General features: G+C 67.1%; 17 protein-coding genes. All 17 read left to right on the forward strand.

The annotated features are described in order from the left end of the window. The first annotated feature begins 97 nt into the window (after window positions 1–97). On the forward strand, window positions 98–466 hold the full coding sequence (gene rplN / locus ACW14X_RS19230; RefSeq protein ID WP_008361015.1) for a 50S ribosomal protein L14: 369 nt from the start codon (window positions 98–100) through the stop codon (window positions 464–466). Beyond that, window positions 466–825 (forward strand): 50S ribosomal protein L24, encoded by a 360-nt coding sequence (gene rplX / locus ACW14X_RS19235; RefSeq protein ID WP_141806214.1) that lies wholly within the window; start codon window positions 466–468, stop codon window positions 823–825. Before rplN ends, rplX begins: the two co-directional genes overlap by 1 nt. A gap of 2 nt (window positions 826–827) precedes the next feature. Further along, window positions 828–1,388 carry a 50S ribosomal protein L5 gene (gene rplE / locus ACW14X_RS19240; protein WP_091052391.1) on the forward strand — a complete coding sequence of 187 codons (561 nt, stop codon included), beginning with the start codon at window positions 828–830 and terminating at the stop codon, window positions 1,386–1,388. Window position 1,389: 1 nt separating this feature from the next. Next, the gene (locus ACW14X_RS19245; RefSeq protein ID WP_017932844.1) at window positions 1,390–1,575 is read left to right on the forward strand and encodes a type Z 30S ribosomal protein S14; all 186 of its coding nucleotides are present in this window, start codon (window positions 1,390–1,392) and stop codon (window positions 1,573–1,575) included. Between the two features lie 86 nt (window positions 1,576–1,661). Then, window positions 1,662–2,069, forward strand: a complete 408-nt coding sequence (rpsH, locus tag ACW14X_RS19250) for a 30S ribosomal protein S8 (protein WP_040755997.1) — start codon at window positions 1,662–1,664, stop codon at window positions 2,067–2,069. Between the two features lie 22 nt (window positions 2,070–2,091). Next, complete coding sequence (gene rplF / locus ACW14X_RS19255; protein ID WP_160027012.1) at window positions 2,092–2,646, forward strand: 50S ribosomal protein L6; 555 nt, start codon at window positions 2,092–2,094, stop codon at window positions 2,644–2,646. Beyond that, the gene (gene rplR, locus ACW14X_RS19260; protein WP_008361025.1) at window positions 2,646–3,029 is read left to right on the forward strand and encodes a 50S ribosomal protein L18; all 384 of its coding nucleotides are present in this window, start codon (window positions 2,646–2,648) and stop codon (window positions 3,027–3,029) included. The genes rplF and rplR overlap by 1 nt, the downstream gene beginning before the upstream one ends. Before the next feature lie 34 nt (window positions 3,030–3,063). Then, window positions 3,064–3,675, forward strand: a complete 612-nt coding sequence (gene rpsE, locus ACW14X_RS19265) for a 30S ribosomal protein S5 (protein ID WP_160027014.1) — start codon at window positions 3,064–3,066, stop codon at window positions 3,673–3,675. Continuing rightward, entirely contained in the window at window positions 3,675–3,857 is a 183-nt protein-coding gene (rpmD, locus tag ACW14X_RS19270; protein ID WP_008361029.1) for a 50S ribosomal protein L30, read from the forward strand. The genes rpsE and rpmD overlap by 1 nt, the downstream gene beginning before the upstream one ends. 1 nt (window position 3,858) lies before the next feature. Continuing rightward, on the forward strand, window positions 3,859–4,299 hold the full coding sequence (gene rplO / locus ACW14X_RS19275) for a 50S ribosomal protein L15 (protein WP_091052397.1): 441 nt from the start codon (window positions 3,859–3,861) through the stop codon (window positions 4,297–4,299). Window positions 4,300–4,482: 183 nt separating this feature from the next. Then, window positions 4,483–5,793 carry a preprotein translocase subunit SecY gene (gene secY, locus ACW14X_RS19280; RefSeq protein WP_160027016.1) on the forward strand — a complete coding sequence of 437 codons (1,311 nt, stop codon included), beginning with the start codon at window positions 4,483–4,485 and terminating at the stop codon, window positions 5,791–5,793. Beyond that, entirely contained in the window at window positions 5,790–6,365 is a 576-nt protein-coding gene (locus ACW14X_RS19285) for an adenylate kinase (protein WP_160027018.1), read from the forward strand. The genes secY and ACW14X_RS19285 overlap by 4 nt, the downstream gene beginning before the upstream one ends. A gap of 30 nt (window positions 6,366–6,395) precedes the next feature. Beyond that, window positions 6,396–7,211 (forward strand): type I methionyl aminopeptidase, encoded by an 816-nt coding sequence (gene map / locus ACW14X_RS19290; RefSeq protein WP_350840758.1) that lies wholly within the window; start codon window positions 6,396–6,398, stop codon window positions 7,209–7,211. A 7-nt stretch (window positions 7,212–7,218) separates the two neighbouring features. Next, complete coding sequence (locus tag ACW14X_RS19295) at window positions 7,219–7,830, forward strand: 4'-phosphopantetheinyl transferase family protein (protein ID WP_350840760.1); 612 nt, start codon at window positions 7,219–7,221, stop codon at window positions 7,828–7,830. A gap of 271 nt (window positions 7,831–8,101) precedes the next feature. Then, window positions 8,102–9,187 (forward strand): enterochelin esterase domain-containing protein, encoded by a 1,086-nt coding sequence (locus tag ACW14X_RS19300; protein WP_350840762.1) that lies wholly within the window; start codon window positions 8,102–8,104, stop codon window positions 9,185–9,187. Between the two features lie 30 nt (window positions 9,188–9,217). After that, window positions 9,218–10,255, forward strand: a complete 1,038-nt coding sequence (locus ACW14X_RS19305; RefSeq protein WP_457162984.1) for an LLM class flavin-dependent oxidoreductase — start codon at window positions 9,218–9,220, stop codon at window positions 10,253–10,255. A 294-nt stretch (window positions 10,256–10,549) separates the two neighbouring features. Further along, the gene (locus ACW14X_RS19310; protein WP_457162985.1) at window positions 10,550–11,854 is read left to right on the forward strand and encodes an ATP-binding protein; all 1,305 of its coding nucleotides are present in this window, start codon (window positions 10,550–10,552) and stop codon (window positions 11,852–11,854) included. Window positions 11,855–11,865 lie beyond the last annotated feature (11 nt).

Genomic DNA, 11,865 nt, shown 5'->3' on the forward strand with positions numbered 1-11,865 from the left:
CATTGTTCGCTGGGCCTGTGCCCATCAAATCCCATTACGTTCGGCAAGGCTCGACCGCCCTGGATGCGGTTGAGAACCAGCTCGACAAGGAGAAGTAATGATCCAGCAGGAGTCGCGACTCAAGGTCGCCGACAACACTGGTGCGAAGGAGATCCTTTGCATTCGTGTGCTCGGTGGTTCCGGTCGTCGCTACGCCGGCATCGGCGACACCATCGTCGCCACCGTCAAGGACGCTATCCCCGGTGGCAACGTGAAGAAGGGTGACGTCGTCAAGGCCGTCATCGTGCGCACCGTCAAGGAGCGCCGCCGCGCTGACGGCTCGTACATCCGCTTCGACGAGAACGCCGCCGTCATTCTCAAGAACGACGGCGAGCCGCGAGGCACCCGCATCTTCGGCCCTGTCGGCCGTGAGCTGCGCGACAAGAAGTTCATGAAGATCATCTCGCTCGCGCCGGAGGTGCTGTGATGGGTCGCTCGCACATCAAGAAGGGCGACACCGTCAAGGTGATCGCTGGTAAGGACAAGGGCGGCTCCGGCAAGGTGATCGCTGTCCTCACCCAGGAGGACCGTGTGATCGTCGAGGGCATCAACCTCGTCAAGAAGCACACCAAGGTCCAGGACCAGGGCGGCCGCGCCGGCACCACCGGCGGCATCGTGAACACCGAGGCCCCGATCCACGTTTCCAACGTCCAGCTGCTCGAGGGTGGCGAGCCGGTTCGCGTCGGCTTCCGCCGTGAGACGGTCCAGAAGCGTCGTCCCGACGGGTCGACGTACGCCGCCGAGCGCAGCGTTCGCATCTCGCGCAAGACCGGTAAGGACATCTGATCATGACCGACACCGCTGTGGCCCCGCGCCTCAAGACGAAGTACCGCGAGGAGATCGCCCCGGCCCTGCAGGCCGAGTTCGAGATCCCGAATGTCATGCAGATCCCCGGTCTGACCAAGATCGTCGTCAACATGGGTGTGGGCGAGGCTGCTCGCGACTCCAAGCTGATCGAGGGCGCTGTCAACGACCTGACCGCGATCACCGGCCAGAAGCCGCTGATCAACAAGGCGAAGAAGTCCATCGCGCAGTTCAAGCTGCGTGAGGGCATGCCGATCGGTGCGCACGTCACGCTGCGCGGCGACCGCATGTGGGAGTTCCTCGACCGCCTGCTCTCGCTCGCGCTGCCCCGCATCAGGGACTTCCGCGGTCTCAACGGCAAGCAGTTCGACGGCAACGGCAACTACACCTTCGGTCTCACCGAGCAGGTCATGTTCCACGAGATCAACCAGGACAAGATCGACCGCTCGCGGGGCATGGACATCACCCTCGTGACGACTGCCACCAACGACGACCAGGGTCGCGCGCTGCTCAAGGCGCTCGGCTTCCCGTTCAAGGAGAACTGAGATGGCGAAGACCGCTCTCAAGGTGAAGGCCGCCCGCAAGCCGAAGTTTGCGGTTCGCGGTTACACCCGCTGCCAGCGCTGCGGCCGCCCGAAGGCTGTGTTCCGCAAGTTCGGCCTGTGCCGTATCTGCCTGCGCGAGATGGCCCACCGGGGCGAGCTGCCCGGCGTCACCAAGTCCTCCTGGTGAGCGATCACCGTTCCAACCACTGACGTTGAAGGTCCTCATGACTGTGTGTCGTGAGGAAACCACTACGAGAAAGGGCCGTTCGGCCAATGACGATGACTGACCCGATCGCAGACATGCTCACTCGTCTGCGTAACGCCAACCAGGCGTACCACGATGCGGTTTCGATGCCGTACAGCAAGCTGAAGCAGGGCGTCGCTGAGATCCTCCAGCAGGAGGGCTACATCACCAAGTACGAGGTGCTGGAGCCCACCGAGGGCCAGGTCGGCAAGACCCTGTCGATCACCCTCAAGTACGGCCGCAACCGTGAGCGCTCGATTGCCGGCGTACGCCGCATCAGCAAGCCCGGTCTGCGTGTCTACGCGAAGCACACCGGTCTCCCGAAGGTGCTCGGCGGCCTCGGCGTCGCGATCATCTCGACGAGCCAGGGTCTGCTGACCGACCGCCAGGCGAACAAGAAGGGCGTAGGTGGGGAAGTCCTCGCCTACGTCTGGTAATCAGGGAAGGGAGAGAGAAGACATGTCGCGTATTGGCAAGCTCCCCGTCCCGGTTCCGGCCGGCGTGGACGTCACCATCGACGGCCAGGTCGTGAGCGTCAAGGGCCCCAAGGGCTTCCTGTCGCACACCGTGGCCGAGCCGATCACCGTCGAGAAGGGCCAGGACGACGAGGGCCGTGGCGTCCTCGACGTCAAGCGCCCCGACGACAGCCGGGACAACAAGGCCCTCCACGGCCTGTCCCGCACGCTGATCAACAACATGGTCCTGGGTGTCACCGAGGGCTACGAGAAGAAGCTCGAGATCGTCGGCGTGGGTTACCGCGTGCTGTCGAAGGGCCCGACCAAGCTGGAGTTCCAGCTGGGTTACTCCCACTCGATCGTCTTCGACGCGCCCGAGGGCATCACCTTCACCACCGACGGTCCGACCAAGCTCGGTGTCGTCGGCATCGACAAGCAGCTCGTCGGTGAGGTCGCGGCCAACATTCGCAAGCTGCGCAAGCCGGAGCCCTACAAGGGCAAGGGCGTTCGTTACGCCGGCGAGAACATCCGCCGCAAGGTCGGAAAGGCTGGTAAGTGATGGCCATCTCGCTGTCGAACAACAAGCACACCGCTTCCCGTGTCCGCTCGCGCCTGCGTCGTCAGGCCCGCGGTCGCAAGAAGATCGAGGGTACGCCGGAGCGCCCGCGCCTCGTCGTGACCCGGTCGGCCAAGCACATCACCGCCCAGGTCGTCGACGACCTGGCCGGCAAGACGCTTGCCTCGGCTTCGACCATCGAGGGCGACCTGCGGTCGGCCTCCGGTGACAAGACCGCCAAGGCCAAGCAGGTCGGCGAGCTGGTTGCGTCGCGTGCCAAGGCCGCTGGGGTGGAGACCGTCGTCTTCGACCGTGCCGGCAACAAGTACCACGGCCGTGTCGCCGCGCTCGCCGATGGCGCGCGCGAGGCCGGTCTGACCTTCTGATCGCAACGATCGAACGAGAGAAGAGGAAAGTCTGATGAGCGGAGCCCAGCGCGGACAGCGTGGTGGCGAGCGCCGAGGTCGCGACGACCGTCGCAACCAGAGCGCCGACAAGACCGCCTACATCGAGAAGGTCGTCGCGATCAACCGAGTTGCCAAGGTCGTGAAGGGTGGTCGTCGCTTCAGCTTCACCGCCCTTGTGATCGTCGGTGACGGTGAAGGTCTGGTCGGCGTCGGCTACGGTAAGGCGAAGGAAGTTCCCGCGGCGATCGCCAAGGGTGTCGAGGAAGCGAAGAAGCACTTCTTCCGCGTTCCCCGCATCCAGGGCACGATCCCGCACCCGGTGCAGGGTGAGAAGGCCGCTGGTGTGGTCCTTCTTCGTCCGGCCGCCCCTGGTACCGGTGTCATCGCCGGTGGTCCGGTGCGCGCCGTCCTGGAGTGCGCCGGCATCCACGACGTGCTGAGCAAGTCGCTCGGTTCGTCCAACCAGATCAACATCGTCCACGCGACGGTGGAGGCCCTCAGGATGCTCGAGACGCCTGAGGCTGTCGCCGCCCGCCGTGGTCTCCCCGTTGAGGACGTCGCCCCGGACGCGCTGCTCAAGGCGCAGGCCGAGGCTACGGCTCCCGCTGTGGAGGTGTCGGCCTGATGGCGCAGCTGAAGGTCCAGCAGAAGAAGGGCCTCGTTGGTCTCAAGCAGAACCAGCGAGACACCCTGCGTACGCTCGGTCTCAAGCGGATCGGCGACGTGGTCGTCAAGGAGGACCGCCCGGAGATCCGCGGCATGGTCCAGACCGTCCGTCACCTGGTGACGGTCGAGGAGGTCGACTGATATGGCACTCAAGGTGCACAACCTGGCGCCGGCTCCCGGTGCCAAGAAGGCCAAGACCCGTGTGGGTCGTGGTGAGGCGTCCAAGGGTAAGACGGCCGGCCGTGGTACCAAGGGCACGAAGGCCCGTTACCAGGTCCCCGCTTACTTCGAGGGTGGCCAGACCCCGATGCACATGCGACTCCCCAAGCTGAAGGGTTTCAAGAACCCCTTCAAGGTGGAGTTCCAGGTCGTCAACCTCGACAAGCTCAACGAGCTTTTCCCCGAGGGTGGCGTCGTCACCCCCGAGACCCTGATCGAGAAGGGTGCCGTCCGCAAGGGCCACCCGGTCAAGGTCCTGGGCCAGGGTGACCTGACCGTCAAGGTCGAGATCAGCGCCAACGCCTTCTCCGGCACTGCCAAGGAGAAGATCGAGGCCGCTGGCGGAACTGTCACGGTTCTCTGACAGTTCTACTAACGTAGAGCCTGTCACGTGGGAGCGCGGCCGGGTCGCCCCTTCGGGGTCCCGACCGCGCTCCCGCTGTTTCAGCCCTACGTGCAAGAACTGCCGTGGGGGCTGTTAGGCTGCCACGGGTTTTCGCATCGGCGCAGGCCCTGCGACCCCTGATTGTCGAAAGAGGAACCATTCGTGCTTGGCGCGTTCGCATCAGCGTTCCGTACTCCGGACCTGCGCAAGAAGCTGCTCTTCGTTCTCTTCATCGTCGTGATCTTCAGGGCTGGGTCCCAGATCCCGGCTCCTGGCGTTCACGTCGCGAACGTCCAGCAGTGTCTTGACGCGGCTCAGACCGGTGACAGCGCCGGCCTCTACAACCTGGTCAATCTCTTCTCCGGTGGCGCACTGCTGCAGTTGACGATCTTCGCGCTCGGCATCATGCCGTACATCACCGCGAGCATCATCCTGCAGCTTCTCGTCGTGGTGATCCCTCGCCTCGAGCGCCTCAAGAAGGAGGGCCAGGCGGGACAGACGAAGATCACGCAGTACACCCGCTACCTGACCCTCGGTCTCGCGGTCCTGCAGGCCACCGGCATCGTCGCCCTGGCCCGTTCCGGTGACCTGCTCCAGGGCTGCACCCAGCCGCTGCTGCACGACGACGGCACCGCCACCTTCCTGGTCATGGTCATCACCATGACCGCCGGCACCGCGGTCATCATGTGGCTCGGTGAGCTCATCACCGAGCGCGGCATCGGCAACGGTATGTCGATCCTCATCTTCACCCAGGTCGTCGCCACCTTCCCGGCCACCATGTGGGCGGTCAAGAACGACAAGGGCTGGTGGACCTTCGCGATCGTGATCGTCATCGGTCTGGCGATCATGGCGGCGGTCATCTTCATCGAGCAGGCCCAGCGCCGGATCCCGGTCCAGTACGCGCGCCGCATGGTCGGTCGCAAGATGTTCGGCGGCTCGTCGACGTACATCCCGCTCAAGGTGAACCAGGCCGGTGTCATCCCGGTCATCTTCGCCTCGTCGCTGCTCTACCTGCCGGCGATGGCGGCGCAGTTCAACCAGAACGCGCAGAACCCGCCGGCGTGGGTCGACTGGATCAACAACTACTTCGTCCAGGGCGACCACCCGGTCTACATGGCGACGTACTTCGCGCTGATCATCTTCTTCACCTACTTCTACGTGTCGATCACCTTCAACCCGCCGGAGGTCGCCGACAACATGAAGAAGTACGGCGGCTTCATTCCTGGAATTCGGGCCGGGAAGCCGACCGAGGACTACCTGTCCTACGTTCTGTCCCGTATCACACTGCCGGGCTCGCTCTACCTCGGTCTGGTTGCGCTCATCCCGCTGATCGCGCTGGCGCTCATCAACGCGAACCAGAACTTCCCGTTCGGCGGCACCTCGATCCTCATCATGGTCGGCGTCGCCCTCGACACGGTGAAGCAGATCGAGAGCCAGCTCCAGCAGCGCAACTATGAAGGGTTCCTCCGATGAGACTGATCATCATGGGCCCGCCGGGAGCCGGTAAGGGCACCCAGGCGAAGTTCATCGCCGAGCACTTCGAGATCCCGGCGATCTCGACCGGCGACATCTTCCGCGCCAACGTCTCCCAGGGCACGCCCCTCGGTGTCGAGGCCGCGTCCTACATGGACAAGGGAGAGTACGTCCCGGACACGATCACGAACCTGATGGTCCGCAACCGGATCGACGAGCCCGACGCGGCCCAGGGATTCCTGCTCGACGGCTACCCGCGCACGCTCGCGCAGGTCGAAGAGCTCGACGGGATGATCAAGTACACCGGCCACGCGCTGGACGCAGTGGTCGTGCTGACGGTCGACAAGGACGAGATCGTGCAGCGGCTGCTGCAGCGTGCCGAGCTCGAGGGTCGCGCCGACGACACCGAGGACGTCATCCGCCGCCGCCAGGAGGTCTACCTCGAGGAGACCGCGCCGCTGATCGAGGTCTACAAGGGTCGCGGCCTGGTCCACGAGATCGACGGCATGGGTGACGTCGACGACGTCACCAAGCGGATCTTCGACGAGCTCGACATCGTCCCTGAGTCCTGAGACAGACATCTTGTACGCAACGGGGGAGCAGTGGGCTTCTTGAACAAGGTCCAGATCAAGACCCCTGAGCAGATCGAGAAGATGCGTCGGGCCGGCCTCGTGGTCGGCGAGACGCTCGAGGTGCTCCGGGCCGCCGCGCGGCCCGGAGTCACCCTTCTCGAGCTCGACGCCATCGCCGAGGACTCGATCCGGTCCCGGGGTGGCGTCCCGTCGTTCAAGGGCTACCACGGCTTCCCGGGCTCGATCTGTGCCTCGGTCGACGAGGTCGTGGTCCACGGCATCCCCGGTTCCCGGGTGCTCCAGGACGGCGACATCATCTCGATCGACTGCGGCGCCATCGTCGATGGCTGGCACGGCGACGCCGCGATCACGGTGCCCATGGGCTCGGTGCCCGAGGAGGTCTCCGAGCTGATGCGCGTCACCGAGGAGTCCATGTGGCACGGCATCGCCGCTGCTCGCCTCGGCGGACGGGTCACCGACATCTCGCACGCCATCGAGACCTACGTCGACTCCCAGGGCGACTACGGCATCCTCGAGGACTTCAGCGGCCACGGCATCGGCACCGAGATGCACATGGAGCCGTCGGTGTTCAACTACGGCAAGCCCGGCAAGGGGCCGAAGCTGCAGCGCGGCATCGCGCTCGCCGTCGAGCCGATGCTCACCCTCGGCGGCCCCGAGGTCACCACCCTGGAGGACGACTGGACCGTCGTGACCGACGACGGCTCCTGGGCGGCCCACTTCGAGCACACCTTCGCGCTCACCTCCGACGGCGCCTGGGTGCTCACCGCGCTCGACGGCGGCGAGGAGATGCTCGGCAAGCTCGGGGTGCCCTGGGGCGGTCACTGAGCCGCGTATGACCGAGATCGTGCGCTTCGCGGCAGTGGCCGAGGTCGACGCCGATCTGGGGGTGCTCTCGACCGCGGAGCGGGCGCGTCATGAGCGGCTGGTCGCCGATGCGGACAAGCAGGCGTACGCCGCCGCGCACGTCCTCGTCCGCGAGTGCGCCGCGGAGCTGCTGGGCACCGTGCGCGAGGAGATCGTGATCGAGCAGCGCTGTGCACGTTGCGACAGCACCGAGCACGGAGCCCCGTCGGTGGCCGGCGCCGCAGGGGTCCGGGTGAGCCTCAGCCACACCCGCGGCCAGGTCGCCGCGGTTGCTGCCGCCCGACGCTGCGGCATCGACGTGGAGAAGGTCTCGCGCGGGCCCGACAGGGCGCTCTCGCCGCGCGAGGTCGCCTGGGTGGCGGGACAGGAGGACGCTGCGTACGCGTTCACCCGGTTGTGGGTGCGCAAGGAGGCGTTGGTCAAGGCCGGTCACGGCAGCATGGCGGCGGCGCAGCGCCTCGACGTCCTCGCCGGCGACGTCCCGGCGGAGCAGGTCGGGGAGGTCCGGCTCACCCAGTGGGAGGGCTCCGGATTCCTCGGCGCGGTCGCGATCTGTGCCGACATGTGGACCGAAAACTGATAGGAAACTGAACGATTCCCGCTTACCAACGCGTTTGACTAGCGGATATGCGACATCACCTATCAGTTGACAGAGAAAGGGACCTCGGCATCTCGCGTAGGGCCCCCGACTGTGAGTAACTTGGTCAGCCCGCGGGGACAGAGAGAGCCCCGTACTCGGGAGGAAGAACCGGATGAGTACGCAGTTGCGACCACCAACGGCGGCGCGACCCAATCCATCAGCACGGACGCGGAGCGCGATCATCGACCGCCTCAGTCCTGAGGACATCGACATGTTCTGGGACCAGATCGCCACCTCGCTCCCGCTCGTCGAGGAGACGGGCGCCGGCGCCGCGGACCATGAGGTGATCGTCACCTTCTGCTGGCGCGATGACGAGGCCGAGGAGGTGCTCCTCTTCGCCAACAGGCTGACCGACGAGCGTCATCTCGCCGAGACGATGCTCGAGCGGAAGGAAGGCACCGACCTGTGGCACGCCTCGTTCCTGATGAAGGGCGACTGGCGGGCCTCGTACTCCTTCCTGTGCAAGCACCCCGGCGAGCCGGCCCCGTGGGAGAGCGAGGGGCAGGTCGAGCTGCGTGCCGTGCTGCACCGTGGCTACCTCGACCCGCTCAACCCCGACTGGTGCCACAACCGGCAGGGCGTCAAGCAGTCGGTCGTCTCCCTGCCCGATGCTCCGCTGCAGCCGTGGCTCTTCCGCCGCGACGACGTCGTCCCCGGCACGGTGACGCTGGAAGTGGGTCCCGACGGCCGCGACGTCTGGCTCTACGACCCCGCCGGCGCCGGTCTCAACGTCGACCTGCCGCTCGTGGTGGCCCTCGACGGTGAGATCTGGACCGACCACCACTCGTTGCCGACCACACTCGACAACCTGATCGCCGACGGCCACCTCCGCCACGTACGCTGCGTCCTGCCCGCCTCCGGCGGCCGTGACAAGCGGTGGGAGGAGCTCGCCGGCGGCGAGGGTGCCGACTACATCGTCAACCAGCTGCTGCCGTGGGTGCGCGAGCGCCGTGCGGTCTCCGAGGAGACGTACGTCGTGGGTCAGAGCCTCGGCGGCGTCACCGCGCTGCGTGCCGGCCTGACCTACCCCGAGCACATCCACGGGGTCGCCAGCCAGTCGGCCTCGCTGTGGCTCGACGACCTCGCCGACGCTGTCACGGCGGAGGCGAAGACGCGTGTGCACCTGGCGCACGGCACCCAGGAGTGGGTCCTCGACGAGCTCCACCACGACCTCGTCGACCGTCTCCGTGCGGCTGGGATCGACGTCACGTCCGCCGAGCACAACGGTGGCCACGACTACGCCTGGTGGCGCTCGGCCGTCGCCGACGGCCTGCGCGCGCTGCTGCCGCCGGAATAACGGACGCCCCGGGGCGGGTTGAGACTTCACGTGAAGCTGAGCGTTCTCGACCTCGTCCCGGTCCGCAAGGACCAGTCCTCCGCAGATGCCCTGGCCGCGACGCTGTCGTTGGCGAAGGTGGCCGACGAGCTCGGGTTCGAGCGCTACTGGCTCGCCGAGCACCACAACATGCCGGCGGTCGGGTCGACCAACCCGCCGGTGCTGATCTCACTGGTGGCCGGCGCGACCGAGCGGATCCGGGTCGGGTCCGGGGGAGTGATGCTGCCCAACCACGCACCTCTGGTGGTGGCCGAGCAGTTCTCGCTGCTCGAGGCAGCGTTCCCGGGACGCATCGACCTCGGCATCGGCCGCGCGCCGGGGACCGACCCGGTGACCTCCTGGGCGCTGCGTCACGGCGCCGGTGGGGTGAGCGACGACGCGGTCAACCGCTTCCCGGAGTACCTCGACAACATCGTCGCGATGATGGCGCCGGAGGGCGTCGGGCTGATGGCCGGCGGCCGCCAGCACGTCCTGCACGCGACCCCGGCGGCCGCGTCGGTCGCCGAGCTCTGGCTGCTCGGCTCCTCGGACTACTCCGCGCGCCTGGCTGCCGAGAAGGGCCTGCCGTACGTCTTCGCCCACCACTTCGCGGGCAACGGCACCGACACCAAGGCGATGATCGAGCTCTACCGCTCGACCTTCCAGCCCTCCGAGCTCCTCAGCGAGCCGAAGACGTTCCTGACCGTCAACGCCAGCGTGGCCGAGACCGCCGAGGAGGCCGACCGCCGGGCGCTGCCCCAGCTGCTGACCATGCTGAAGCTGCGCACCGGCCAGCCGCTGACCGCGCAGCCCAGCATCGACGAGGCCGAGAAGACGGAGATCCCCGAAGCCCACCAGGGGCTGGTCGACACGATGCGTGGCCGATGGATCATCGGCTCCGCCGCGTACGCGAAGGCTCGCCTGGCCGGGATGGCCGAGGAGTACGGCGTGGACGAGGTCATGGTGAACCCGGTCGGATCGGCGTACGAAGGCACGGACCCGCGCACCGCGCCGGCGCGTGAGGAGACGCTGCGCCTGCTGGCCGGCTGAGTTGGGCGGCCGCGTAGGATCGGGCCCACCTCGTCGCGAGGTGACGGCGCGCCTGAGCCACTTGGGACGAGGGACCTAGGACACTGTCTGCTTCTGGGTGCGTAACTCTGCGCTCGCGCACCGGTTGTGCCAGTCTGATCAACGCTCTGTTTCCTTCTCCACATTTGAAAGTGCCGCCTCATGACACGCTGGAGCCTGCGCTGGTTGAAGCGCCGGGGGCCCCAGACTGCGACGCTCGCTGAGCAGTCAGATCCGGGTCTTGCTCGCTCATTCCCTCCGACCGGGGGTCAGGCCGTGCCTTTTCCGCCGGTGCCGTCGAACCCCGCCATGCCGCCGATCTCCTCCACGCCACCTCCCCTCCAGGAGGAAGAGGACGAGGCCTGGCCCGAGATCATGGAGCAGTTCGGGCTCCACCTGATCAGCCTGGCCGAGCAGATGCGGATCTCGCTCGACGGCCTCGAGGCCGACGAGGACGACCCCGATCGGTTGAAGAAGCTCTATGAGGTCGACCACGCCGTCACCCGCATGCGGCGCGCGAGCCGCGACCTGCGTACGCTCGCCGGCCGCGCCGAGGACGAGATGGGCGGCATCGACACCTCGCTGCTGGACATCATCCGGATGGCGCTGTCGGGCATCGAGCGCTACAACCAGGTCACGATCGGCCGGGTGAGCGACCTCGCCGTCATCGGCTACGCCGCCGACGACGTCTCCTGCCTGATCGCCGCGCTGCTGGACAACGCGACCAAGTACTCCCCGGGGGCGGTGACGGTCAACGTCCACCTCGCCGACGCCGGCGACGTGCTGTTCCGCATCGAGGACACCGGCATCGGCATCCCGGAGCGGTCGGTGGGCCGCCTCAACGCGCTGCTGGCGGGCCCGATCGTGGAGCTGGTCAGCAAGTCCGGGAGCCACACCGGCTTCCCGGTGGTGCACCGGATCGCCCGCAAGTACGACATCGACGTACGCCTCGCCACCCGCCCTGCGCCCGGCAACGGGATGATCGCGATGGTGACGGTGCCGGCCCAGCTCCTGTGCGAGGTTCCGGTCACCCCGCTCGAGCCGGCCGAGCTGCCGAGGGCCTCGAGCGCGAGCAGCGTCGCGGTCCTGCCGCCCGCCCCGCGGCGGCGCGGACCCCAGTCCGCGACGCAGCCGGCCGCCCAGCCGGTTCGGCGCGAGATGCGACCGTCCTCGCTCCAGCCGTTGCGACGGCCGACGTCGCCGGCCGAACAGGTCGCGCCGCAGACCGGGCAGCAGCCCGTGGTGCACCAGCCTGTGCAGCCGCCGGCGGCGCAGTTCGCGCCGGCGCCCAGCGAGCAGCCGTCGCCGGATCTCGCCACCGACACGATGAAGACGTCGATCCCGCTCCCTGGCGAGACAGATGGGACGGATGAGACGAATGAGGCCTCCGTGCCCGCTGAGCAGAGCAGCCCAGTAGAGTCAGGTGCGCTCCCGCGCCGGGAGCCGGTCAGCCTGCGCAGCAAGCCGGCCGTGCCCGAAGCAGCCGTTGGACCGCAGACGGATGAGTCCTCGCCCGAGGACCAGTCGGCGGCCCGGCACTCCTTCGCTGACGATCTCGACGCGTTCTCCCTTGGTAGCTAAGACCCAGCAGT

The sequence above is a fragment of the Nocardioides sp. YJ-D4 genome (assembly GCF_054031495.1).